18 protein-coding genes are annotated in these 25842 nt (G+C 67.2%); 3 read left to right on the top strand and 15 right to left on the bottom strand.

Annotated elements, in window-relative coordinates; all coding sequences use genetic code 11:
* Positions 1–36 precede the first annotated feature (36 nt).
* The 6 genes from rimI to ACP696_RS09690 form a co-directional block, all read right to left on the bottom strand.
* Positions 37–480: a ribosomal protein S18-alanine N-acetyltransferase gene (gene rimI / locus ACP696_RS09665; protein ID WP_426010275.1), complete on the bottom strand. Its 444-nt coding sequence runs from the start codon at positions 478–480 to the stop codon at positions 37–39.
* Complete coding sequence (tsaB, locus tag ACP696_RS09670; RefSeq protein WP_426010277.1) at positions 477–1118, bottom strand: tRNA (adenosine(37)-N6)-threonylcarbamoyltransferase complex dimerization subunit type 1 TsaB; 642 nt, start codon at positions 1116–1118, stop codon at positions 477–479. Before tsaB ends, rimI begins: the two co-directional genes overlap by 4 nt.
* Positions 1115–1777: a DUF1131 domain-containing protein gene (locus ACP696_RS09675; protein ID WP_426043739.1), complete on the bottom strand. Its 663-nt coding sequence runs from the start codon at positions 1775–1777 to the stop codon at positions 1115–1117. The genes tsaB and ACP696_RS09675 overlap by 4 nt, the downstream gene beginning before the upstream one ends.
* Positions 1778–1781: 4 nt before the next feature.
* Complete coding sequence (locus tag ACP696_RS09680) at positions 1782–2426, bottom strand: DUF1131 family protein (protein WP_426043740.1); 645 nt, start codon at positions 2424–2426, stop codon at positions 1782–1784.
* Between the two features lie 77 nt (positions 2427–2503).
* Entirely contained in the window at positions 2504–3091 is a 588-nt protein-coding gene (locus ACP696_RS09685; protein WP_426010281.1) for a malonic semialdehyde reductase, read from the bottom strand.
* A gap of 98 nt (positions 3092–3189) precedes the next feature.
* Positions 3190–3759, bottom strand: coding sequence for a NifU family protein (locus ACP696_RS09690; protein WP_426010283.1), 570 nt, complete (start codon positions 3757–3759; stop codon positions 3190–3192).
* A 135-nt stretch (positions 3760–3894) separates the two neighbouring features.
* Here ACP696_RS09690 and ACP696_RS09695 point away from each other — a divergent pair, with 135 nt between their 5' ends.
* A complete protein-coding gene (locus ACP696_RS09695; protein WP_426010285.1) occupies positions 3895–5160 on the top strand; it encodes a cytochrome P450 in 1266 nt (421 codons plus the stop codon).
* A gap of 117 nt (positions 5161–5277) precedes the next feature.
* On the opposite strand, the gene trpS is transcribed toward ACP696_RS09695, so the two are convergent.
* From trpS to mutS, 4 genes are all read right to left on the bottom strand, one after another.
* Positions 5278–6312 (bottom strand): tryptophan--tRNA ligase, encoded by a 1035-nt coding sequence (gene trpS, locus ACP696_RS09700; RefSeq protein ID WP_426010287.1) that lies wholly within the window; start codon positions 6310–6312, stop codon positions 5278–5280.
* A gap of 257 nt (positions 6313–6569) precedes the next feature.
* Positions 6570–8207, bottom strand: coding sequence for a murein biosynthesis integral membrane protein MurJ (gene murJ / locus ACP696_RS09705; RefSeq protein ID WP_426010289.1), 1638 nt, complete (start codon positions 8205–8207; stop codon positions 6570–6572).
* Between the two features lie 1573 nt (positions 8208–9780).
* On the bottom strand, positions 9781–12606 hold the full coding sequence (locus tag ACP696_RS09710; RefSeq protein WP_426010291.1) for a [protein-PII] uridylyltransferase: 2826 nt from the start codon (positions 12604–12606) through the stop codon (positions 9781–9783).
* A 79-nt stretch (positions 12607–12685) separates the two neighbouring features.
* Positions 12686–15385: a DNA mismatch repair protein MutS gene (mutS, locus tag ACP696_RS09715; RefSeq protein ID WP_426010293.1), complete on the bottom strand. Its 2700-nt coding sequence runs from the start codon at positions 15383–15385 to the stop codon at positions 12686–12688.
* Between the two features lie 48 nt (positions 15386–15433).
* Between mutS and ACP696_RS09720 the strand changes: the two genes are divergently transcribed.
* On the top strand, positions 15434–16426 hold the full coding sequence (locus ACP696_RS09720; protein WP_426010295.1) for a virulence RhuM family protein: 993 nt from the start codon (positions 15434–15436) through the stop codon (positions 16424–16426).
* Here the strand turns inward: ACP696_RS09720 and dnaJ are convergent.
* From dnaJ to ACP696_RS09735, 3 genes are all read right to left on the bottom strand, one after another.
* On the bottom strand, positions 16423–17574 hold the full coding sequence (gene dnaJ / locus ACP696_RS09725) for a molecular chaperone DnaJ (protein WP_426010297.1): 1152 nt from the start codon (positions 17572–17574) through the stop codon (positions 16423–16425). The genes ACP696_RS09720 and dnaJ overlap by 4 nt on opposite strands.
* Before the next feature lie 154 nt (positions 17575–17728).
* Positions 17729–19624, bottom strand: coding sequence for a molecular chaperone DnaK (dnaK, locus tag ACP696_RS09730; RefSeq protein ID WP_426010298.1), 1896 nt, complete (start codon positions 19622–19624; stop codon positions 17729–17731).
* Between the two features lie 397 nt (positions 19625–20021).
* On the bottom strand, positions 20022–22673 hold the full coding sequence (locus tag ACP696_RS09735) for a M1 family metallopeptidase (RefSeq protein WP_426043741.1): 2652 nt from the start codon (positions 22671–22673) through the stop codon (positions 20022–20024).
* Between the two features lie 94 nt (positions 22674–22767).
* Between ACP696_RS09735 and ACP696_RS09740 the strand changes: the two genes are divergently transcribed.
* A complete protein-coding gene (locus ACP696_RS09740; RefSeq protein WP_426010302.1) occupies positions 22768–23403 on the top strand; it encodes an alpha-ketoglutarate-dependent dioxygenase AlkB in 636 nt (211 codons plus the stop codon).
* A 157-nt stretch (positions 23404–23560) separates the two neighbouring features.
* On the opposite strand, the gene dnaA is transcribed toward ACP696_RS09740, so the two are convergent.
* Both dnaA and rpsT read right to left on the bottom strand, forming a co-directional pair.
* A complete protein-coding gene (dnaA, locus tag ACP696_RS09745) occupies positions 23561–25030 on the bottom strand; it encodes a chromosomal replication initiator protein DnaA (protein WP_426010304.1) in 1470 nt (489 codons plus the stop codon).
* Positions 25031–25451: 421 nt separating this feature from the next.
* On the bottom strand, positions 25452–25727 hold the full coding sequence (rpsT, locus tag ACP696_RS09750) for a 30S ribosomal protein S20 (RefSeq protein ID WP_426010306.1): 276 nt from the start codon (positions 25725–25727) through the stop codon (positions 25452–25454).
* Between the last annotated feature and the right edge of the window lie 115 nt (positions 25728–25842).

The raw sequence follows: 25842 nt of genomic DNA on the forward strand, positions 1-25842 counted from the left end.
AAGGCGGGATTCGGGGCCAGGATAGGCGCTCGGCGGCTAGGTGTTAAGCACCCGGCGCATCACCAACGCGTCCTTGGCGCCATCCAGATGGGGATAATAGCCTTTTCGCAGGCCGACGCGGTCGAAACCCGTTGTTTCGTAGAGCCTGATCGCCGCGAGATTGTCGGCCGCAACTTCCAGGAACATCTCGGAGGCGCCGGCTTCCTTCGCGACGCCGGCCGCCATCTCGACCAGGGCCGAGCCCCAGCCGCGGCGGCGGGCGGCGGGATCGACCGCCACGGTCAGGATCTCGGCCTCGCCCGCCACGGCCCGGCAGAGGATGAAGCCTTTTGGATCGTCACCCTCACCCAGCACCGCGAAGGCGCCAGGGCCGTTGAGCAGCGTCTCGAATTCCTCGGCGCTCCACGGCCTCGGAAAGGCCCGGTCGTGCAGGTCGGCCAAGGTAAAACAGGCTTCCAGCCCGACGGGACGCAGGATCATGCGGCGGGCGCCACGGCGTAGGGCGCGCGCAGATAGAGCGGCCGGGGCGAGTGGCTCGGCGCCGGGCGGGTTGCGGCCAGGCAGGCGATGGCGACAGGGTCGGCGAAGGCCGGAATCAGGACGGTGGCGCCCGGCAGGACGTCGGCGATCATGGGCGCGCCCGAGCCGATCAGGGTGGCGGGGCCGCCGGAATAGAGCTCGGCCAGGCGGGCGATGGCGACCGTGACCTCCAGGGCGTCGGGCGCCATCAGGGCCTTGCCGCTGTCGAAGATCTGCAGATAGACCTGCCCCATCCTGGCGTCGAGCGCGGCGGCTACGAAGCCTGTCGCGCCGGTCGTGGCGGCCAGGGCCTCCAGGCTGTTGATGCCGACGCAGGGGATCGAGAGGGCCGTGGCGAGGCCCTTGGCGAAGGACAGTCCGACCCGCAGCCCGGTGAACGAGCCAGGGCCCACGGTGACGGCGATGCGGGTCAGGTCGGGGAACTTGACGCCGGCTTCGGCCATCACCTCGCGCGCCAGGACGGCGATGCGCTCCTGATGGCCGCGAGTCATCGGCTCGCTGCGGGCGGCGCGAACGACATCGCCCTCCAGCACGGCGATCGAACTGGCGCCGAGGCAGGTATCGACGGCGAGGATCATATGGCGGGCGCCCCGCCCTTCCAGATGAACCCGCTCAGCAAGGCCTTCTGGCGCAGGGCGTCGAGGGGCGGCAGGACACCGGTGGTCCAGCCCGGCACGTCGAACACGTAGCGCAGCACGGCCTCGCCGGGCTGGAAGCAGATCACCGTATGGCGATCGCGGCCCTCGCCCATCCGGCAACGCTCGTAATCCATGTCGGCGTCGGCGAACTTCATCCTCAGAGTCTCGCCGCGCGGACCGACCGGGGTCCCGCCCGTAACGCGGATGTCGCCCACCAGCACGGTCCCCGGGTTGCCCTGGATCTCGATGACGCCGCCGCCTTGGGTGACGGTGATCCCCATCAGCGTCGAGGGCGCTCCATCTTGCCGCATGAAGACCCCTTGGACCGTGGCCTTTGGGAATCGCGGCTTTACCGCCTCCATCGAAAACTCGGTCTGGGCCATGAGCGGACCGACGGAAAATTCGTCCAGCGCCAACGGCCCGCCGACATGGGGCGTGAAACGGTCGATCCGGCCGTCAGCGGTCTTGCGCGTCACCAGGGCGGGGGCCTCGGCCGCCGCCGCGGGGGCTTTGGTTGGGGCGGTTCCGCTCTTCTTGGCCGGCCCGCAGGCGGCCAGCGCCAGCAGGGTCGCGGCCAGCAGAGCGTATCGCGGCGCCATGACCTCAGGCCGCGCCGACGGCGGCGTTGTCGGCCGGGCGCCAGACGAACTCGTTGAGTTGGCCCTTGGCCTTCAGGGTCTCGATCGGCGGCAGGCCGCCCTTGGTCCAGCCCGGCGCGCCGAACACGTAGGCGACGCTCGGCGCCTCGGGACGCACGCAGACGGTCTGGTTGACGGTGCGGCCCTCGCCGGCTCGGCACTGGGCGATGTCGAAGGACAGGTCGGCCCATTTTCCGAGAAGGGCTTCGCCCTTCGGACCCCGGACCGGCCCGCCGGCCAATCGGATCTCGCCAATGCCGCCGTCGGGGCCCTTGCCGATCTCCATCAGCGGGACATTGTCCTGCTCGACGGTGATGATCGGGCCGGGAGGCCCTTCGCCGGTGTGGATGAAGGCGCTCTTGACCACCGCCTTGGGAAACAGGGCCGCGATGGTCGGCATGTCGAAGGCCGTGGCGCCGGTGATCGGACCGACGCCGTCGGCGCGCACTTCAAGCGGACCGCCATTATAGGGGACGGTGGCGACGGCCACCGGGCCGGATTTCGGCGTCTCGGCCGAGGGCAGCGGGGCGGTGGTCTGCGCTTGCTTGGCGGGGCCGCAGGCGGCGAGCAGCAGGAGCGGGGCGGCGATCTGAGCGAGGCGCTGGGTCATGGCGCGTCTTTTAGCACTGGGTTCGATCCGCACCCAAGCCCGTCTTCCCGGCGAAGCCGGAGACGGGCCTGAGAAGATCAGATGATCTGCGCGGCTTCCTCGAAGTCGAGGCGCGGATTGCGCGGGAACAGGCCTTCGTCGGTACCGTAACCGATCGAGGCGAGGAAGTTGGACTTGATATTGGTCCCCGCGAAGAAGGCCGCGTCGACCCCGGCATTGTCAAAGCCCGACATCGGCCCGACGTCCAGGCCCAGGGCCCGGGCGGCGAGGATGAAATAACCGCCCTGCAGCGAGCTGTTGCGCAGCGCGCCGACTTCCTTGGCCGCCGGGTCGCCGAACCAGTTTTTAGCGCCCGGCGCATTGGGGAACAGCTTGTCGAGGGTTTCGGGAAAGTCCAGGTCGTAGCCGACGATGACGGTGACCGGGGCGGCCAGGATCTTGGGGCCATTGGAGCCCGAAGACAGCGCCGCCAGCTTGGCCTTGGCTTCCGGGGTCTGAACGAAAATGAACCTTGCCGGCGTGGTGTTGGCCGCAGTCGGGCCAAACTTCACCAAGTCGTACAGCTCGCGCAGAAGCGCCTCGGGGATGGCGTCGGGCTTCCAGCCGTTCCGCGTCCGCGCCTCGGTGAACAGCTGGGAAAGGGCGGCGGTGTCGAGCTTGGCCATGGGACAGTCCTCAAGTGCGCTATCAGCAACTTCTATAGTTACAGTATGCACTCGCGCGCGCGCTCGCAAGCGCGAGGCCGCGAAGTTTTTTTGGGTCGCTAGAGCGTCTGCTCGACCCGGGTCACTTCCGGCACATAGTGCTTGAGCATGTTCTCGACCCCGGACTTCAGCGTGGCCGACGAGGACGGGCAGCCCGAGCAGGCTCCGCGCATGTGCAGCCACACCACGCCGGTGGCCGGCTCGAACCGGTTGAAGACGATGTCGCCGCCGTCCTGGGCCACGGCCGGGCGGATGCGGGTGTCGAGCAGCTCCTTGATCTCGGCGACGATCTGGGTCGTTTCCTCGTCATAGACGCCGTCATTGTCGTGACCGCTCTCGGCCGCATCAAGCAACAACGGCCGGCCGCTGGTGAAGTGGTCCATGATGGCCGCCAGGATCGGCGCCTTCAGATGCGGCCACTCGGCGTGCTCCGCCTTGGTCACGGTCAGGAAATCGGGACCGAAGAACACCCGGTTGACGTCGCCCAGCCGGAAAAGAGCCTCGGCCAGGGGTGAGGCGTCGCCCTCCTCCTCCGTCTTGAACTCCCGCGCGCCCTCACCCAGCACTTCGCGGCCGGGCAGGAACTTCAGGACCTCGGGATTGGGGGTGGTTTCGGTCTGGATGAACATGACGGAGAAATGGACCCGCAAGAGCCTCGCGACAAGAGCCCCCTATTCAGGAAGATTGGCTGCCGCTTACGTCATCGTGACAAACGATCGGCGTTGTGGCTCCATGATCAAAACAAGTGTTTTAAGGAGCGCGCCATGAGCGACGGGGCAATCGATCTATCCGGTGATGCGCGGGCCAAGGCCTATGCCACGCCGCTCGACCAGTTTGACGTCGCCGATCCGGCCCTGTTCCAGGCCGACGCCCACTGGCCCTGGTTCGAGCGGCTGCGGGCCGAGGATCCCGTCCATTACTGCGCCAACAGCGAGCACGGGCCCTATTGGTCGATCACCCGCTATGCCGACATCATGACGGTCGACACCACCCACCAGGTGTTCTCGTCCGACAGCAGCCTGGGCGGCATCACGATCCGCAACTTCGACGAGGACTTCGTCCTGCCGATGTTCATCGCCATGGACCCGCCCAAGCACGATATCCAGCGCAAGACCGTCAGCCCGATCGTCTCGCCGGCGAACCTGGCGGCCCTGGAGGGCACTATTCGTGAAAGAGTGGGCGAGATTCTCGACGGCCTGCCGATCGGCGAGACCTTCGACTGGGTCGACAAGGTGTCGATCGAGCTGACCACCCAGATGCTGGCCACCCTGTTCGACTTCCCCTGGGAGGAACGCCGCAAGCTGACCCGCTGGTCCGACGTCTCGACCGCGGTGCCCGGCGCCGGAATCGTCGACACCGAGGAGCAGCGCCGGGAGGAGCTGATGGAGTGCCTGGCCTATTTCACCAATCTCTGGAACGAGCGGGTCAATGCCACCGAGCCGGGCTCCGACCTGATCTCGATGCTGGCCCATGGCGAGGCGACGCGGAACATGCCGCCGCTGGAATATCTGGGTAACATCATCCTGCTGATCGTCGGCGGCAATGACACGACCCGCAACTCGATCACCGGCGGCCTGCTGGCCCTCAGCCAGAACCCGGCGGAAGAGGCCAAACTGCGCGCCGACCCCAGCCTGATCCCCAACATGGTTTCCGAGATCATCCGCTGGCAGACGCCCCTGGCCTATATGCGCCGCACCGCGCTGGAGGACTTCGAACTGTCGGGCAAGACCATCAAGAAGGGCGACAAGGTCGTCATGTGGTACGTCTCGGGCAATCGCGACGAGACCGCGATCGACAATCCGAACGCCTTCCTGATCGACCGCCCCCAGGCCCGCCGCCACCTGTCGTTCGGCTTCGGCATCCACCGCTGCGTCGGCAATCGTCTGGCCGAACTGCAGCTGAAGATCATCTGGGAGGAAATCCTCGCCAGATTCCCGAAGATCGAGGTGATGGGCGAGCCGAAGCGGGTCTATTCCAGCTTCGTGAAGGGGTATGAGACCCTGCCGGTGCGGATCCCGAGCCGGCTTTAAATGCGGTGCGTCCTTCGAGGCCCACTCCGTGGGCGCCTCAGGATGAGGAGCTTAGTTGCTCTGAATTCCTCATCCTGAGGTGCGAGGCGAAGCCGAGCCTCGAAGGACGCAGGGCGTCTAAGCCCCCCAGAACCCGACCAGTTTCTTCACCTCAGCCACCGTCGGCGCGGCGACCTCGCTCGCCCGTTCGGCTCCGGCCTTCAGGATCCGGTCGATCTCCGTCGGGTCGGCCAGGAACCTGCGCATGGTCTCGCCGACCGGGGCCAGTTTCTCGACCGCCAGGTCGGCCAAGGCCGGCTTGAAGGTTCCGAAGCCCTTGCCGACATAGTCGGCCAGCACCTGCGCCTTGGTCGTCCCCGACAAGGCCGCGAAGATGCCGACCAGGTTGTCGGCCTCGGGGCGGGTCGCCAGCTCTTCCAGGGTCTCGGGCAGCGGCTCGGGGTCGGTGCGGGCCTTCTTTACCTTGGTGGCGATGGTGTCGGCGTCGTCGGTCAGGTTGATGCGCGAATAGTCCGACGGGTCGGACTTGCTCATCTTGGCCGAGCCGTCACGGAGCGACATGACCCGCGCCCCGGGCCCCTGGATCAGCGGCTCGGGCTGCGGGAAAAAGCCCTGAACGCCGAAATCGTGGTTGAACTTGGCGGCGATGTCGCGGGTCAGTTCCAGGTGCTGCTTCTGGTCCTCGCCCACCGGCACGTGGGTAGCCTTGTACACCAGGATGTCGGCGGCCTGCAGCACCGGATAGGTGTAGAGGCCCACCGAGCTGCGTTCCTTGTGCTTGCCGCTCTTCTCCTTGAACTGGGTCATGCGGTCCAGCCAGCCGAGACGGGCCACGCACTGGAAGATCCAGGCCAGCTCGGCATGCTCGCGCACCGCCGACTGCGGAAAGATCGTCGCCTTCATGGGATCGAGGCCGGCGGCCAGATAGGCGGCGGCGATCTCGCGGGTCTGCTGGGCCAACGCCTCCGGCGCCTGCCAGACGGTGATGGCGTGCAGGTCGGCCACAAAGATGAAGGTGTCCATCTCGTGCTGCAGCTTGGCGAACTTCACCAGGGCGCCGAGATAATTGCCCAGGTGCAGGGCGCCCGACGGCTGGACGCCGGAGAGCACGCGGGCGGCGCCCGTGTAGGGAACGGGGGTGTGGTCGGTCATGGCTGCAGCCTTGGAACGGGTAACGGATAGGGCGGACGCGCAAATGCGCTGGCCGTGCGCGCCGCACGGCGATCGGGGTCAGATGAAGCGGCGCCATCGCGGCGCGGAAGATCCGATCGAAGCCATGGATGCTGGTTAGCGGGCCGGGGGTTCAAGGGCAAGACCCGAGCCGGGGACATGCCCTTGCGGCGTGTCCCCATCAGCAAGCGCCGCGCCCAGACTCGGGGACACGCCCAAGGGCCTGTCCCCGACAGCCTCTAGGCCTTGCCCCGCTTCAGCACGCCCTTCAGCTCCGCCGGGGTCACCCCGCCGAACAGGAAGACCAGCGGCGGATAGAGCGCCGCGCCGACCAGCACGGTCAGCAGCAAGGCGACCTCCTTGGCCCCAATCACATGGCCCTTCAGGCCCAGGGCCACCAGCGGCGCCTCAATCAGCGGCCGCCAATGCGAGGCCGCCGCCAGGACCAGCCCCATCACGACGCTGGCCGCCAGGATCCGCGCCACCCGCGACCAGGTCTGCAGAGAGGGGTTATAATGGTCCTTGCGCGATAGGCCGAAGGCCATCTGCGCCACGTTCAGCCACGAGGCGATGGCGGTGGCCGCCGCTATGCCCTTCACCCCCACCATGTGGAACAGGGCGATGCCGACGCCCACATTGACGGCCACCGAGATCAGGGCGAACCGCATCGGGCTCTTGGTGTCGCCGCGCGCGAAGAAGGCCCGCGAATAGAGCTGCTGAAGCACGAAGGCCGGGGTGCCCAGGCCGTAGAAGAACAGGGCCGAGGCCGTCTGGCTGGCGTCGAACGCCGTGAACTGGCCGCGGGTATAGAGGGCGTCCGACAGGAAGCCGGGCATGGCAGTCAGGGCGGCGGCGGCGGGAAGGGTCAAAGCCATGGCCAGGGTGATGGCCTGGTCCATGGCGCCCTGGGCGTCGGCGGTGTCCTTCGACAGCACGGCGCGCGACAGGCGCGGCAGCAGGGCCACCCCGATCGCCACGCCCACCAGGCCCAGCGGCAGCTGGTACAGGCGATCGGCGGTGGCCAGCCACGAGCGGCCGCCCGGCACATGGCTGGCCAGGGCGCCGGAGATGAAGATATTGACCTGGGTGGCGCTGGCCGCCAGGGCCCCGGGAATGGCCTTGCCGATCAGGGCCTTCACCTCGGGCGTCAGGCGCGGCAGGCGCCAATGGACCTTGGCGCCGGACTTGTTGACCCCCCAGGTCAGCAGGGCCGCCTGGGCGACGCCGGCGACGATCACCCCGACCGAGCCCCACTTGGCCGCATCGACGGCGGTGGTCTGGGGCAGGATGAAGATCAGGGTGGCGATGTTCAGCAGCACCGGCGCCCCCGCCGACAGCACGAAGCGGTCGCGGGCGTTCAGCACGCCCGACAGGTGGGCGACGATGGCCATGCACGGCAGATAGGGCATGGTGATCTGGGTCAGCAGCACCGCCAGCTTGTACTTCTCGGGCTCGGCGGCGAAGCCGGGGCTGATCAGCATCATCAGCCAGGGCATGGCCAGCTGGCAGATCACGGTGATGATGATGGTTGCCGCCGCCAGGGTGGCCATGGCGTCGGCGGCCAGGATGTCGGCAACCTCCTCGCCGTCGGCCTGCAGGGACTTGGTGTAGGCGGGCACGAAGGCGGCGGCGAAGGCGCCCTCGGCGAAGAACCGGCGGAACAGATTCGGGAAGGCCAGGGCGGTCTGATAGGCGTCGGCGGCCGGGGTGGCGCTGGCGCCCATGCGATACGAGACCGCCAGGTCGCGGGCGAAACCCATGAACCGGCTGACCAGGGTCAGGCCCGAATAGATCATCGACGAGCGCAGCAGGCCGCCGGGCTTCTTGGCGGCGACAGCTTCGGTCGGGGTTTGTTCGGGGGGCGCGGTGTCGGTCACGAAGGGCTTCTGCGGGCTGGATGAGGGGGCGTCAAGCTAGGGCTTGGGGCGGGCGAGAGGTTGGCGCGGTTCGGGGGCGGTCGGGGAAGGATTTCCAAAGGATTTTCAGTACGGCGACCCCTTGCCCCCTACGGACCGCTTCGCGGTCGTCTTCCCCCAGAGGGGGAAGAGCTTCCTGGCGAGCGCCACGCGAAGGCTCCGCCCCCCATGGGGGCGGACAGGCGGCGAAGCCGCCAGGTGGGGGCAAGTGGGTGTGATCTCACGCCATAGGCCATGAGCTGATGTGGGAAAGGTGCGAAGCGCCCGGGCTCCGCCTGGAGGTTTTGCAGTAGATGTACCGTTTCGACGAAGACGAGCGCTCCGCGGGGACCGTTATCCGGAAGCCTTCGGATAGCGGATTTTAACCCGCTCCGATGGAGGCCCCCGACGGGCGGGATGCTGGCACATCCCGGACCGCATGGGCGATTTCAGCCCACGCCTGCCGCGTCCGCCGATCCTTCACCGCCAGGGCTTCGTCCCGACTAAGGGGAACCTGCCCTGGACCGTCGCGAAGTCGCCACTCAAGGCCACCGACGAACGCTTCCCGCTCGACCACCCCCGAAAGTCGCAACGGTCGCCGTACGTGCGCCCTTCCCGTGCTTTCAGGTGAGACTAGGATACGGGCGGTTCGAGGGGGTGGGGATAAGTTCGGTCGAGAAAATTTAGGGCGTTGAAATCGTTGAACTCGATTCGCTGTACGCTAAGCATCGACCTCCGCCGAAGACCCCCTTCTCCTCCCCCGTTTCACGGGTGAGCAGAAGCCGTCACTAGCCCCCCCCACCCTCCGCCAACGGCGAGGCCGCGCCTTGAAACCTTGATGGCGAGCTTGCTCTGGCGTCTGACGATGTCAAGGACGGCGCCGAGCGCCGCCGCGACGCGGCCGCCAGAGGCGGTCCTTGACATCGTCAGACGCCAGAGCTCCAATCCACCAAAGGTTTAAGGCGTGGCCGCATCCGGGCCGGATGCTATTTTCGAGACGAGACGCTTTCTATCTCCCGTCGCATCTGAGCCTCCACATCAGGCCATGAACTGCTCGGCTTGACGGGGCCTTCGCACATCGTGGCTAGATGATCCGTGCGGTACTTGTACATCTCGGGATCTAGCGCTAGCGGACGGATTGCTGTTCGCCCCACCACGATGCCCGCCTCTCGCAGCTTGTCGCCCGCACCCATCCTCATCGCCGCCATCATAGAAGACACCGGCCCTCCTGGCGGGTGGACACAGCGCCCCAAGTCATAGCGTCGGCGCACCATGGCGAGTGCGTATAGTTCCGCCGCCCTATCTTTATCGTAAGGGGCCCAGGCCATGGCGCCGATAAACAGGCACAGAGGCTCAGCGGCTTTTCTTTCGGTCCAAAGCTGCTCTCGCAGAGCGGGTTGGTCTGGGCCATCGGCTTGAATGGAACACTCAGGTTCCCATTGCCCGGCTGGGTTGGTTTGTGCCGAAGAAGCCTCGCCTGCCGGCGCGCAGCCGGTCACCAAGAGTAGAGCCAAACCAAGCCTACGTGACAACCTGATAGTCATAACAAACCCCCCTACCGCGCCACGCTCGCCCGCGCCCGCTTCAGCCCTGGCCGCGCGCTCAGCGCGCCCGCCTCGTTCTGCTCCAGCGCCGCCAGCAGATCGGCCTTCAGCACCGTGACCTTCTTGGCGTCGACCACCTTCCCGCCCTCGGCGGTCTGGACATAGAAGGCGTCGACCGCTCGCTCGCCATAGCCGTCGATATGGGCCGACTGGATGGACAGGCCATTCTCGGCCAGGGTGTGGGCCAGGGCGTGGAGCAGGCCGGGGCGGTCACGGCCGGAGGCCTCGACCACCGTGGCCTCGTTGGAGGCCTCGTTGTCGACCACCACGGTGGGGGCGATCGAGAAGGCCGCCGTGCGCGACTGCTCGCCGCCTCGCCTCGCCTCCATGACCAGGGGCTCGCCGCGACCTGCGGCCTCCAGGGCGTCGGCCAGGCGGCGCAGGACCCGGGGGTTCTCGCAGCCCAGGGGCGCGCCGGTGACATCCTGCACATGGAAGACGTCCAGCGCCTGGCCCTGGCGGGAGGTGAAGACCCGCGCCCCGACCACATTCCCCCCCAAGGCGGAGATGGCCAAAGCGAGGTCGGCGAACAGGCCGCGCCGGTCCTGGGCGGCGATGACGATCTCGGCGGCGTTGGCGCCGACCGGCACCCGGCCCTCGGCGGCGGCCCCGCCCTGGATGGCGGCGCGGCGGGCCAGGGCGGCGTGGTCCAGCAGGTCCTGGGTCGAGAAGGCCCCGAAATAGGCGGCCTCCATGGCCTGGGCCCAGCCCTTGGACGCCGGGTCGGCCTCAACCAACGCTTCGCGGGCCGCCTCGGCGGCGGCTTCCTGGTGGCGCTTGACGCTGGCGGCGGCGTCGCTGCCGCGTCCGCCCCGGAAGACGGCCTCGGTGGCGTTGTAGAGCTCGCGCAGCAGCTGGCCCTTCCAGCCGTTCCAGACGCCCGGCCCCACGGCGCGGATGTCGGCGACGGTGATGACGAGGAGCAGGCGCAGGCGCTCGGGATTCTCGACGATGCGGGCGAAGGCGGCGACGGTGCTGGGATCGGCCACGTCGCGCTTCTGGGCGAAGTCGCTCATCACCAAGTGGTTCTCGACCAGCCAGGCCACCAGCTCGACCTTCAGCCGGTCGACGCCCAGCCGCTCGCACGCCGAGCGGGCGCTGCGGGCGCCGGCCTTCTCCTGGCCACCCACCCCGCCCTTGCCGGTGTCGTGCAGCAGCATGGCCAGGAACAGGGCCTCGCGATCCTCGATCAGCGGCAGGATCGACACGGCCAGCGGATGGTCGTCGACCAGGCGCCCCGCGACCATGTCGCCGATCAGGCCGACAGCCCGCAGGGTGTGCTCGTCCACCGTGTAGGAGTGGTACATGTTGAACTGCATCTGGGCGACGATACGGCCAAATTCCGGGATGAAGCGGCCTAATACGCCGGCGTCGTTCATCAGGGTCAGGGTGCGGTAGGACCGCTTGCCCCGCGCCAGCAGGTCGAGGAAGGCCTTGGTCGCGTGGGAATCGCGCCGGACCTTCGAGGTGATCAGGTTGAGATTGCGCGTGACCGCCGTGAAAGCGTCGGGGTGGAGGTCAAGGTCGCGTTCGTCGGCGGTCTTGAACAGCCGGATCAGATTGACCGGGTCGTTCTCGAACACCTCGGGGCCGGCGATGTTGAGCCGGCCGCCGTCCTCGTAGAAGCCCGGCACGTCCAGCGCCTTGCGCTTGGGGCGGCCGCCGCCGGGCAGGAAGCGGGAAATGCCCTTGGGCTCGTGCTTGAAGTGCTCGGCCTCCAGCTTGGCCGAGAAGGCGCGGGTCAGGGCTCCGACCTCCTTGGCCACCAGGAAATAGCGGCGCATGAAGCGCTCGACAGCGGGCGCGTCGCCTCGGTCGCCATAGCCCATCCGGCGGGCGATCTCGGGCTGCAGATCGAAGGTCAGGCGTTCCTCGGGGCGACCCGTGGTGAAGTGCAGGTGGGCGCGGACCGCATGCAGGAAATCGAAGGCGCGGATGAAGCCCTTGGCCTCGCGGCGGTCGAACACCTCCAGCTTGAAGACATCCTCGGGACGATCCACCGGATGCAGGTATTCGGCGATCCACATCAGGGTGTGCAGGTCGCGCAGGCCGCCCTTGCCCTCCTTGACGTTGGGCTCGACCATGTAGCGGCTGGCCCCGGCCCGGGCCTGGCGGTCGTCGCGCTCCTTGAGCTTGGCGGCCACAAACTGGGCGCCGGTGCCCTTCATGACGTCGTCGCGGAAGCGCCGCTTGAGGTCATCGCCCAGGCGCTCGTCGCCGGTCAGGCGGCGGGCTTCCAGTATGGTGGTGCGGATGGTGAAGTCCTCGCGCGACAGTCGCACGCACTCCTCCACCGTCCGCGAGGCATGGCCGACCTTGAAGCCCAGGTCCCACAGCGCGTAGAGCATATATTCGATGACGCTCTCGACGTGCGGCGTCACCTTGTAGGGCCGCAGGAACAGCAGATCGATGTCCGAGAACGGCGCCAGGGTGCGCCGGCCATAGCCGCCCACGGCCAGCAGGCACAGGCGCTCTCCCTCGGTGGGGTTGCGGGCCCGGAACACGTGGACCGTCGTGAAGTCGTAGAGCGCGGTGATCACCTCGTCGGTGACGCCGCTGAGCAGGCGCGCCGTTTCAAGGCCACCGGCCCCGTTCTCCAGCCGCTCCTTGGCGATCATCCGGCCGCGAAACAGCGCCTGTTTGAGGATCTCGATGGCGCGGGTGCGCTGGGCGGCCTCGTCGCCGATCAGGTCGAGGGCGGCGGCCGACAGCCGGGCGCGCAGGGCGTGGCCGTCGACGACATGTTCCAGGGGCGTGGGGCGAAGGCGGCGGGGCATGAGGGCTATATGGTGTCCAGGCGCGTGATCGCGAAGAGACAGCCGGTACCGGCGATCAGCGTGCTCTCACTATAGGATGTCAGGGCTTGAGCAGAGCCTTAAGACGATAAAGCGCGTCCAGCGCCTCGCGCGGGCTCATGCCATCGACATCCAGGTCCTGCAACGCCGCATCGGTGCGGCTGGGCGCCACTTGCGCAGGCGCCGAAGCCGGGGCGAAGGCGGCGAACAGCGGCAGGTCGTCCAGCCTGGCCGGTGATTCGGTCTTGCTTTCCAGGCGGTCGAGCACCGCCTTGGCCCGTGCCACCACCGCCGGCGGCACGCCTGCCAGCTTGGCCACCTGGACGCCATAGGAGCGGTCAGCGGGACCGGCTGCGGCCTCGTGCAGGAAGACGAGATCGCCGTTCCACTCCTTGGCCCGCAGCGACAGGTTGGAGACATGGGCCAGGCGCGTCTCCAGCGTGGCCAGCTCGTGATAGTGGGTGGCGAACAGGGCGCGACAGCGGTTGGTGTCGTGCAGGGCCTCGGCGCAGGCCCAGGCGATGGCCAGGCCGTCATAGGTGGCCGTGCCCCGGCCGATCTCGTCGAGGATCACCAGGCTGCGTGGGCTGGCCTGGGTCAGGATGGCCGCGGTCTCGACCATTTCCATCATGAAAGTGGAACGGCCGCGGGCCAAATCATCGCCAGCCCCGACCCGGCTGAACAGCCGATCGACCACGCCCAGGCGCAGGCTCTTGGCCGGCACGTAACAGCCGGATTGGGCCAGGATCGCCAGCAGGGCGTTCTGGCGCAGGAAGGTCGATTTGCCGGCCATGTTGGGACCGGTGACGATCGACAGCCGCGCCCCGGCCTCGCCCGCCGCGTCCAGGCAGCAGTCGTTAGGCGTATAGGGATCGCCGGCCCGCTTGACGGCGGCCTCCACCACCGGGTGGCGGGCGGCCTTGGCCTCGAAGACCAGGGACTTGTCGACCATGGGGCGCACCGCGCCGCTGTCCTCGGCCCACTCGGCCAGCGCGGCGGCGACGTCCAGCTTCGCCAGGGCCTCGGCGGCCAGCTGGATCGGCTCGGCCAGGCGGCAGGCCTCGGCGCGCCAGTCCTCGAAGGCCGCCACCTCCATGGCCAGGGCGCGCTCGGCAGCCTGGGCGATGCGGGCGTCAAGGTCGGCCAGCTCGACGGTGGTGAACCGCACCTGGTTGGCCAGGGTCTGACGGTGGATAAAGGTAGCGTTCAATGGCGGTTGGAACAGCGGGTCGGCCTTGCCGGCCGTGGCCTCCACGAAATAGCCCAGCACGCCGTTGTGACGGATCTTCAGCGGCACGCCGCTGTCCTGACAGAGGCGGGTCTCCAAGGCGGCGACCACACGGCGGCTGTCGTCGCGCAGGCCTCGCGCCTGGTCGAGTTCGGGGCGGACGCCGGCCGCCACATAGCCCCCGTCGCGGGCCAGGGCGGGCAGGTCGGCGCCCAGGCCAATCTCCAGCTGATCGAGCAGGCGCGACAGGCCGTCGTGCAGCGCTGGGGTCAGGGCCTTCAGCGCCAGCTCCAGCTCGGCCGGCGGGGGCGACAGCGGATCGCCCGAGCCGCCGACCATGCCGGCCAGCTTCTCACCGGTCTTGAGGCCGTCCTTGAGGCAACCCAGGTCGCGCGGGCCGCCCCGGCCCAGCGCCAGCCGCGACAGGGCGCGGGCCATGTCGCCGGCGCCTTTCAGCACCTCGCGCAGACGCTCGCGCAGGGGTCGGTGGTCGATGAACCATTCGACGGCGTCCAGGCGGGCGTCGATGGCGCGGGGGTCAAGCAGCGGCCTGGCCAGGCGGGCGGTCAGCAAGCGGGCGCCAGCGGCGGTGACGGTACGGTCGATGACCGCCAGCAGCGAGCCATTGCGGTCGCCGCCCTGGGTGCGGTCGATCTCCAGGCTGGCGCGGGTGGCCGGATCGATCGACATCACGTCGGCCTCGGCGGCGCGGCGCGGCGCGCGCAGGGCGGGCAGCTTGCCAGCCTGGGTCATTTCCAGATGGGCCGCGATCAAGCCCAGGGCGCCGATCTCGGCAGACGAGAGTCCGCCGAACCCGTCGAGGGTGTCGACGCCATACAGCCGCTTGACCCGCGTCTCCGAGGCCTGGGGCTCCGACAGGGCTGACGGCATCGGTTGAACCAGGCCGCCGCAAATCTTCAGGGTCTGGGCCATATCTTCGTCGGCCAGCAGGCGGTCGGCGACCAGGGTCTCGGACGGGGCCAGGGCGGCGAGGATCGCCCCCACGGCGTCGCGGGCCACCAGGAAACACTCGACCTCGCCGGTCGACAGCTCCACGGCCGCTACGGCCGCCTGACCGGCCCGGATGGCCACGGCGGCCAGGCGGTTGGCGCCGCGCGCGTCCAGCAGGCCGTCCTCGGTCAGGGTGCCGGGCGTCACCACCCGGACGATGTCGCGGCGAACCACCGACTTGGAGCCACGCTTCCTGGCCTCGGCCGGGTCTTCCATCTGCTCGCAGACGGCGACCTTGAAGCCTAGGCGGATCAGCTTGGACAGATAGGCCTCGGCCGCGTGCTGCGGCACCCCGGCCATCGGGATCGGCTGGCCATTGTGCGTGCCACGAAAGGTCTGAGAGATGCCGAGGGCCGCGGCGGCGCCGTAGGCGTCGTCGAAGAACATCTCGTAGAAATCGCCCATCCGGAAGAAGATCAGGGCGTCCGGCTGCCGCGCCTTCATCTCGAAGAACTGCTGCATCACCGGCGTCGCGCCGGTGGCGTCATAGGTCTGGATTGTGGTGGAGGCAGGGGCGTTCATCCTCAAAGACTTAACGTTTGCCGCTGAATCGCAGAAGTGCGATGTATCATGTTCATGATTTGTACCGACGCTTTTACGCGCCGGATTCGAGGGGCGGCCGACGGAACGGTGTGGCTCACGCAGGCTCAAATCGCGGACCTGTTCGCGACGACGAAACAGAACGTCTCGCTGCACGTGCGCAACCTGTTTTCGGAGGGCGAACTGATGGAGACTTCAGTTGTCAAGGAATCCTTGACAACTGCCGCTGATGGCAAGGCCTACGGGACGCTCTGGTACAGTCTTGAAGCCATTCTTGCTGTTGGATATCGCGCGCGTTCGCCACGGGGTGTCCAATTCCGCCAGTGGGCGACGATCAGGCTGCGCGAGTACCTCGTGAAGGGGTTCGTGCTCGATGAGCAACGACTGCGTGACCCGGGTCCGTTCGATTATTTCGACGAGCTTTTGGAAAAGATCCGCGATATCCGGGCGTCGGAGAAGCGGTTCTATCAGAAGGTTCGGGACGTCTACGCCACCGCCACTGACTATGATGGCCGATCCCAGACCGCCCAGCTACTCTTCGCGACCGTCCAGAACAAGATGCTGCACGCCGTCACCGGCAAGACCGCCAGCGAGCTGATCGTTGTCAGGGCGGACCCGCCGGCGCCGAACATGGGACTGCAGAGCTGGAAAGGCGGGCGGGTCCGTAAGGGCGACGTCGACACCGCCAAGAACTACCTGGTCGCCGATGAGGTGAGCGACCTAAACCGCGTCGTGACGATGTTCCTGGACTTCGCCGAGGATCAGGCCACACGCCGAAAGCCGATGACCATGGCGGAATGGGCCGCTCGCCTCGACGCATTCCTGACCTTCAACGACCGTGACGTCCTGCTCAACGCCGGCCGAATCGCGGCGGAGAAAGCCAAACGGCTCGCCCACGAACGGTTTGAAACCTTCGACGCCGGGCGGCAAGTCGCCGAAGCCCGCATCGCCGAGGCCGAACATGTCGAGGAGATGTTACGTTTAATCAACGGGCTGAAGCCCAAGTCGAAAAACGCGCCCTAGCTCCCCGTCACTTCTTCCCAGAACCGCTTGGCCTTGCCGACGAAGTTAGCGGACTTGGGGTTCTGTTTTTCGCTGCTGAGGGTGGCCAACTCGACGAGCAGTTCCTTCTGCCGAGCCGACAGGTGGGTTGGGGTTTCGACGAACAGTTCAACCACCAGGTCGCCGCGCTGGCGGCTGCGCAAGGACGGCATGCCCTTGCCCTTGAGGCGGACGGTCTTGCCGGTCTGGGCGCCTTCGGGGACCTTGACGGTGATGCGGCAATTGCCGTCGCAGGTCTCGCCGCCCAGCAGGCAGGGGGCCTCGATGTCACCGCCGAGGGCGGCCACGGTCATCGGCACGGGCACGGTGCACAACAGGTCCAGGCCATCGCGCTCGAACAGTTCGTGCGGGATCACCGACAGGAAGAGGTAGAGGTCGCCGCGCGGACCGCTGCGGGCGCCGGCGTCGCCTTCGCCGGCCAGGCGGATCCGGGCGCCGTCATCGACGCCGGCCGGGACGCGGACCGACAGGATGCGCTCGCGGCGCACCTGTCCGTGGCCGTGGCAGTTGACGCAAGGATCGAGCACCAGCCGGCCCGAACCGCCGCAGCGGGGGCAGGCGCGTTCGACCGCGAAGAAACCTTGAGTGGCCCGCACGCGGCCGGCGCCGCCGCAGGTGCCACAGACCGTCGGGCTGGTGCCGGGCTTGGCGCCCGAGCCGTCGCAGACCTCGCAGGTGATGGCGGCGGGAACCTTGATCTCGACCTCGGCGCCGGCATAGGCCTGCTCCAGGGAGATCTCCAAGTCGTAGCGCAGGTCCTGGCCGCGTTGGGGGCCGTTACTGGCCTGGCGGCGACCGCCGCCGAACATCTCGCCGAACACGTCGCCAAAGACGTCGTTGAAGATGTCATTGGCGTCGCCGCCGCCGAAACCGCCGCCGCCCTGCTGGCCATTGACCCCGGCATGGCCGAAGCGGTCATAGGCGGCCCGCTTCTGGGCGTCCGACAGGATCGAATAGGCTTCGTTGATTTCCTTGAAGCGCGAGGAGGCATCCTCGCAACCGCCGTTGCGGTCGGGATGGTGCTCCATCGCCATCTTGCGGAAGGCGACCTTCAGGGCGGCGTCATCGCAGCCGCGGGCCACACCCAGGACTTCGTAATAGTCGCGCATCAGGGTCGATCACCAGCCATGTGAAATAAGGAGGCCATGTTGAATAGGGAGGTGGGAGCGCTCCTGCCCAGCCACAAGCGGCGGGCAGGAGCCTTGTTCCCGAAAGGCGCCGCGGGCGGGACTTCGCTTAGGAGGTCCAGCCCGCGACCCATGGTCACGCCGACGGCTTGGAGTCGTCGACCTCTTCGAATTCGGCGTCGACGACGCCATCATCGGCGGCGGCTTCATCGCCTTCGCCATTGCCTTGCTGAGCGGCGTACATCGCCTCGCCCAGCTTCATCGACGCCTGAAGCAGAGCCTGGGTCTTGGCCTTGATAACCTCGGCGTCTTCGCCTTCCAGGGCCGTCTTCAGTTCGGCGATGCCGGTCGCGATGTCGGACTTCTCGGTCGGGCCGACCTTGTCGCCATGTTCGGCGAAGGCCTTTTCGGTCGAGTGCAGAGCGGCTTCGCCCTGGTTCTTGGCTTCGACCAGCGACTTCTTCTTCTCGTCCGAAGCCTTGTTGGCCTCGGCTTCCTGGACCATGCGCTCGATGTCTGCGTCTGAGAGGCCGCCATTGGCCTGGATGCGGATCGAGTGCTCCTTGTTGGTCGCCTTGTCCTTGGCGTGAACATTGACGATGCCGTTGGCGTCGATGTCGAAGGTCACCTCGATCTGCGGCACGCCGCGCGGGGCCGGCGGAATGCCCTGCAGGTCGAACTGACCCAGGAACTTGTTGTCCACCGCCATCGGACGCTCGCCTTGGAACGCCCGGATGGTCACGGCCGACTGATTGTCGTCGGCGGTCGAGAAGGTCTGCGAGCGCTTGGTCGGGATGGTGGTGTTGCGCTCGATCAGCGGGGTGAACACGCCGCCCAGGGTTTCGATGCCCAGAGTCAGGGGCGTCACGTCCAGCAGCAGCACGTCCTTGACGTCGCCTTGCAGGACGCCGGCCTGAACGGCGGCGCCCAGGGCGACCACTTCGTCAGGATTGACGCCCTTGTGCGGCTCGCGGCCGAAGAAGTCCTGCACCGCCTGCTGGACCTTGGGCATGCGGCTCATGCCGCCGACCAGGATCACTTCGTCGATGTCGCTCTTCTTCAGGCCGGCGTCCTTGAGGGCCTGTTCGCACGGACCGATGGTGCGCGTGATCAGGTCTTCCACCAGGGCTTCGAGCTTGGAGCGCGACAGCTTGATATTGAGGTGCAGCGGACCCGAGGCGTTCATCGAGATGAAGGGCAGGTTGACTTCGTACTGAGCCGTCGAGGACAGCTCCTTCTTGGCCTTTTCAGCCTCTTCGCGCAGGCGCTGGAGGGCCAGCTTGTCCTTGCGCAGGTCGACGCCCTGCTCCTTCTTGAACTCGTCGGCCAGGTAGTCGACGATCCGCAGGTCGAAGTCCTCGCCGCCCAGGAAGGTGTCGCCATTGGTCGACTTCACCTCGAAGACGCCGTCGCCGATTTCCAGGACCGAGACGTCGAAGGTGCCGCCGCCGAGGTCATAGACGGCGATCTTCTTGCCTTCGTTCATGTCCAGGCCGTAGGCCAGGGCCGCCGCGGTGGGCTCGTTGATGATGCGCAGGACTTCCAGGCCGGCGATCTTGCCGGCGTCCTTGGTCGCCTGACGCTGGGCGTCGTTGAAATAGGCCGGAACGGTGATCACGGCCTTGGTCACCGGCTCGCCCAGATGGCTCTCGGCCGCTTCCTTCATCTTCTGCAGGATGAAGGCGGAGACTTCCTGCGGCGAGTAGTCCTTGCCATGGGCTTTCACCCAGGCGTCGCCGGTCGGGCCCTTGACGATATCGTAGGGGACCATGGCCTTGTCCTTGGCCACGACGGGGTCGGCGAAGTTACGGCCGATCAGGCGCTTGATCGCGAAAAGGGTGTTGGTCGGGTTGGTGACGGCCTGGCGCTTGGCGGGTTGGCCAACGAGGCGCTCGCCGTCTTCGAGGAAGCCGACCACCGACGGGGTGGTGCGAGCGCCTTCGGCGTTCTCGATCACCTTCGGGGTCTTGCCGTCCATGATGGCCACGCACGAATTCGTGGTGCCAAGGTCGATACCGATAATCTTGCTCATGTTGAGACCTGCAGCTCCTGAATGGCGGACGGCGGTGACAAGGGCCTTAAGGCAAGCGCCCCGGTTTTTCTCGAGCCGTCCCCGTCTGGTCGCGTTCTAACGGTTGATCCAAATCCTTGCCGCTCAAAAACGACGGCCAAGGCCGACGTCTATAACGGAAAGCGTTCGTTCAATCGAAGTTGACAAGCCCGTCAACCCCGCTTCGAAGGCGGATATGGGGGATAGGTACCAGCCTGCAAGCCCAATCCCGCATGGAAAGAAGGGGAATCGCGACTCCAGGCGAAAAGGCCGCGCCAAAAAAAGCGCGGCCATCCCGTCGTATAGGGCGAGAACGAGGCGCGAAAGCCTCAACTCGCGTTCGCTGAACCCGCTCAGAGCGCGCGTTCTAGGTCGATGCTCAGCCGCCGTGCTTGGCGACCCAGGCCGTGATTTGCGGCAGGGCGGCCTTGCGGGACTTGATACGGTCGGTGATCGAAGCCACCGACTTGTCAGCCTCGCCACGGGAGGCGGCCGGCAGGTTGGCAGCCGCGTAGGCGGTGACCTTGCCGATCATCGCCGGATCGGCCGAACCGCGCGCCAGGCCCGGAATGAACTTGGTCGCCGAGGCCGCGTCGACCTTGCCGTTCACCGCGTCCTTGTGGGCGACAGCGAAATCGAAGGCTAGGTCGGGGTGCAGACCCGCGACGCGCGAGATCATGTTGGACGACAGGGTCTCGCCCGGCTCGTCGGTCAGCGCCAGTTCCAGGGCCTTGGCGGCCAGGGCGTCGTCCTCGGCCGAGGCCAGTTGGGTGTAGAGCTGGTCGCGGATCAGCGGGGTCTTCTCGGCCTTGGCCTGTGCGTGCAGGGTGTCCCAGGCCGCCGCGTCGGCGTGGCGGGCCACGGCGGCCAGGATGGGCTTGCGCAGCGGGCCCGGCACGGCGGTCGGGTCGCTCTTGTCGGCGGCGTAGCGGCGCTTGGCCTCGGTGATCACCGCGGGATCGCCCAAGGTGCTCAGCGAGTTGATCAGGGTCTGCCGGAGGGTGGCGACCGTACCGGCCTCACCCGGCTTGGCCATCCAGCCCACCTGGGCGAACACCGGTGACAGACGGGCTATGGCCAGCTTGCGGAAAGCCGCCCGGTCGGCCAGCGCGCTGTCGTACATACTGTTGACGCTGGTCAGGACGCCCGCGACCTTGCCCCACACTTGCGGATCGGCGTCGGCGGGGGTGGCAATGACCAGGTCCGGGGCGTCGGTCACCGTCTGCTGGCCGTTCAAGCCCAAGGCCCAGGCGTCAGAGATCAGGCCTAGCTGGTCGATGGCCGGCAATTTGGCGAAGCTGGCCGAGACGCCGGCGAAGGCCTTGGGCGTATAGAGGGTGCGGAAATAGCCGGCCTGCCCGGCATTGACGACCACGGGGCCGCAGCCCACGACGCTGAGCGAACCCTTGCCGCCCTCGACCAGGGTCCTGGACACCGTGCTGGACCCGACGACCTGGGCCGAGACCGGCACGCGCCAGGCCAGGGGGGTCTTGGTCGGCTTGTCGCGGCTGAACTCGCCCTGGGTCAGGGTCACAGGGGTCTTGCCCGCCGCGCAGGCGCCGGTCTCGACGGTGATCAGCGGTACGCCCGGCTGCAGGGTGAAGTCGTGGGCGATGGCGGTGATGGGCTTGCCTGCCGCGGCCTCGACTTCCTTCCACAGGTCGTCGGTGGTGGTGTTGCCGTGGGCGTGGGCCTTGATGTAGCGGCGTACGCCATCGCGCCAGGCGTCGGGGCCGACATAGGCCTCGAGCATGCTGATGACCGCCTCGCCCTTTTGGTAGGTGATGCCGTCAAAGGCCTGGCTGGCCTGGTCGACGGTCTCGACATGCTGGACGACCGGGTGGGTGGTGACCAGGGAGTCTAGGCCCATGGCGTATTCACGCCCGGCGACCGAAGCCAGCTGCGTGTTCCATTCGGGGTGGAAGTGCTCGGTAGCCCGGCCTTCCATCCAGGAGGCGAACCCTTCGTTCAGCCAAAGATCGTCCCACCACTGCATGGTGACCAGGTCGCCGAACCACTGGTGGGCCATCTCGTGGGCCACGGTGGTGTAGATTTCCTGGCGGTCGGCCTGGGTCGAGATCGCCGGGTCTTCCAGCAGGGCGTATTCGAAATAGAAGATCGCGCCCCAGTTTTCCATGGCGCTGAAGAACTGGCTCTGGCCGGGGGCGGCGATGTGGTCCAGCTTCGGCAGCGGATAGGGCGCGCCGAAATAGTCGTTGTACCACTGCAGGATCGGGCCCGAGGACTTGAGGGCGAAGTCGGCCTTCGCCAGGTCGCCTTTCTTGGTGATCACGCCCATCTCGACGCCGCCAACCTTGGCGGTGGCGCGGTCGAAGTCGCCCAGGCCGAAGAACAGCAGATAGGTCGACATCTTGGGCGAGGTGGCGAAGGTCACCTTGGACTTGCCGACGCCGAGCTCCTGGGTCTTGGCGATCGGCATGTTGCCGATGGCCATCTGGCCGGTCGGGACGATGACCTGGACGTCATAGGTGGCCTTGAAGAACGGCTCATCCCACGAGGGAATGAACCGGCGGGCGTCGGAATTCTCGAACTGGGTATAGAGGGCGCGCTTCTTGCCCTGGTCGGTGTCGTAGTCCAGGGCGAACAGGCCGGCGGCCTGCTTGTAAATCTTGCCGCTATAGTCGATGGCCAGGACGTGCGCGCCCTTGGCGATGACCTTGTCGAAGGTGAAGGTGGCGGTCTGGGCCTCGGCGTCGACCGTGACCTTGGCGGCGCCCGCGCCGGCCAGCTCGACCTTGGCGAAGGCCAGGTCGGCGGCCTGCAGGGTGATGGCCTTGCTCGGGGTCACCACGTCGATATTGATCTTGACCGAGGCGGTGAAGGTCAGCTTGTCGGCGTCGGGCGTGAAGGCCAGGTCGTAGTGGCTCGGCACGACACCGCGCGGCAGCTGGGTGGTGACATTGGCGGCGGTGATCTGCGCCGGCTTGCTGGAGGCGGGGGTCGCGGCCAGGCTCGAACCGGCGGCGAAAACGAGCGCGGCGGCGGCCGCTGTGGAAAGAAGTTTGCGCATTGTCGGCCTTGAAACTGCAAAAACTGTTCGGCTCCAACGCCGAGGGGCGCAGACCAACACTGTTCAAACGCGTCTGGCGCATTAAATCTCCGTAATGAATAGACCGATCAGCGTTCTGCCGGGTTTCGACCTATGGCCTGGGTGTCTGGACCCCAAGGCCCAGGCCGATCTGACGCGCCTGGCCCTAGCGGCGACCGAGGCGGCGCCCCTGGCCAACTACGCCACCGCCTATGGCAAGGCGATGAGCGTGAAGATGAGCGCCTTTGGACCGCTGGGCTGGACCAGCGACAAGGCCGGCTACCGCTATGCCGACCGCCATCCGGGCACGGGCGCGCCCTGGCCAACCCTGCCCGTGGCCTTGCTCGACCTGTGGGCTGCCTTGGGCGATCCGGAAACGCCGCCGGACTCCTGCCTGATCAACCTCTATCGGGGCGATGCCCGGATGGGTCTGCACCAAGACCGCGACGAGGCCGATCCGCGCTTTCCGGTGCTGTCGGTCTCGCTGGGCGACACCGCGGTGTTCCGGATCGGCGGGACCGCACGCAAGGACCCGACCCGCAGCTTGCGGCTGTCGTCGGGCGACATCTGCCGGCTGTCAGGCCCGGCGCGGCTGGCGTTCCATGGGGTGGACCGAATCCTGCCGGGGTCGTCGAGCCTGATCCCCGGCGGCGGACGGATCAATCTAACGCTTAGAAGAGCGACGGTGGCTCACCCTCTTGCCCCCACCTGACCGCTTCGCGGTCTGTCCGCCCCCATAGGGGGCGGACCTCAGAATGTGCGGGGCCACGCCCCCTACGGGGGCGGACAGGCGACGCAGTCGCCAGGTGGGGGCAAGTCAGTGAGCCACGAAAAAAGGGCCGCCCCAGCGGGACGGCCCTTGATCGATCCTACCCCCGCAACTTGCGGGTCAGAGTTTCCAAATCCTGGCTCAGCACCGGATCATCCACCCGCAGGGCCTCGATGCGGCGGACGGCGTGCAGGACGGTGGTGTGGTCGCGGCCGCCGAACCGCCGGCCGATGTCGGGCAGCGAGCGGGTGGTTAGTTGCTTGGCCAGCCACATGGCGGCCTGGCGTGGACGGGCGATCGCGCGGTTGCGGCGCTCGCTCAGCAGGTCGGCCTGTTTCATGCCGTAGTGGTCGGCGGTGGCCTTCTGGATGTCGTCGATGGTGATGCGCTTCTCGCCGGCCCGCAGGTGCGGCCGCAGGATCGCCTGGACCTCATCAAGGGTCAGCCGCGAAACGCCTTCGCCGGCCCGGGCCGACAAGGTGTTCAGCGCGCCTTCCAGCTCGCGGACGCTGTCGGTGAAGCGGTCGGCCAGGAAGTGCAGCACCTCGGCGCGCAAGGTGGGCTCGAAGCCGTGCTGGCGCGACAGGGCCTGCAGCTTGCGCTCCAGGATGCCGATGCGCAGCGCGCGGTCGGCCGGCTCCAGGCCGCAGACCAGGCCCGCCGACAGGTGCGAGCGCAGGCGGGCGTCCATCTCGGTCATGGCGGCGGGCGCCCGGTCCGAGGAGAACACCACCCGGCGGCCGTCTTCAACCAGGGCGGTCAGGGTGTGGAACAGCTCTTCCTGGCTGGACTGCTTGCCGGCGATGAAGTGCACGTCGTCGATGATCAACAGATCAGCGCCGCGCAGCTCTTCCTTGAAGGCGGCGGTCTGGCGATCCATCACCGCCCGCACGAAGGTCGACAGGAAGCGCTCGGCGGTCAGATAGACCACCCGCTTGGTCGGGGCCTGGCGCATGGCCTCCCAGGCCAGGGCGTTAAGCAGGTGGGTTTTGCCAAAACCGTAGGGGCCGTGGAACAGCACCGGATTGAAGTGGCCGTCGGCCCAGCTGGCCACCCGGCGCGCCACGGCGTGGGCGAACTCGTTGGCCGGCCCCGGCACGAAGGTGTCGAAGGTGAAGCGTTCCTGCAGCCCTTGGACCGGCGACGGCTTGGAGCCATTGGTCGGGGACCGGTCCGGCACGTCGCTGGATACGGGCAGGGCGATCTCGATCGGCTCGACCTTGGACTCGCCGCTCGCGGCGACACCGACGGCGGCCTCGAATTCCAGGCGCGACTTCAGGTCCAGGCGGCGGGCCGGCGCATCATTGGCGGCCCAAAGCTCGCTGACGCGGCGCCAGGCGCTGCGACGGATCCAGTCACGGGCGATACCGGTCGGGGTGACCAGCACCACGTCGCCGCCGTGGCTTTCACGCAAAGCGGCGGGCGCGATCCACGAGCCAAAGGCGGCGTCGCCCAGTTCGCGTTTCAGCACCACGCAGACCCTGTTCCAGACGACGCCCGCGGACTCGCAAGCCACCGTCGAGAACGCGGCCGAAAACTCCTGGCTCACTACCCCGCCTTTGATCGTCATCGGTTTACCGCCTCGCGTACATGTCGTGTTACCCCGATCGCCGCCCCCCATGGCGCACGACCGCGTCTCTCAGGGCGTTCCAGTCACGCAGACACAGGGGGTTGATCGGCGAACGCAAGGGTTCCGCCGCCGCCAGTGATCTCCATGGACTGGAAGGCCGTTGAGATCCTTAAACTAGCCAGCGGCCCCTGCCGGTCAAACGGAAAACTTGAGTCCGTCGGCGGATATTTCTGTTGACTCGGCAGACGTCCTCGCCCGGCAAGGGAATATAAATTCAGGACCCGATGAACGCTCTTGGAAATGTCTCGGGGACAATCTTGAGTGCGCAAAACTTGCATAGAAAAAGCCGACCGAGTTTCCTCGATCGGCTTCTCTAAGTCTTTGATTTTTCTAACCGAACTTCGTTCGGCGAGAAGCCGGATTAGGCAGCTGCCTGATCAAGCTTCTTCAGACGGGCGGCGAGGCGAGAAACCTTCCGCGAGCCGGTGTTGGGGTGCACGACGCCCTTGGAGACGGCGCGCATCAGTTCCGACTGCGCTTCGATGAAAGCCGCCTTAGCGACGGCGGCGTCGCCGGCCGACAGCGCGTCTTCAAACTTGCGAAGATAGGTGCGAACGCGCGAGCGGCGAGCGGTGTTCACTTCGGTGCGACGAGCGATCTTGCGGATCGCTTTCTTGGCGCCGGGATTATTGGCCATAGTTCGGACCTTCAAACGGACAGCCGCGCGGGCAGCCGCGAAGCAGGAAAAATCAAGAGCGCGCGGATATACGGGAAGGGGGGCCGGGGGTCAATCCGTTCAAGGCCGAGAATCT

This window comes from Caulobacter sp. DWR3-1-2 (assembly GCF_049896225.1).
Lineage (GTDB): Bacteria > Pseudomonadota > Alphaproteobacteria > Caulobacterales > Caulobacteraceae > Caulobacter.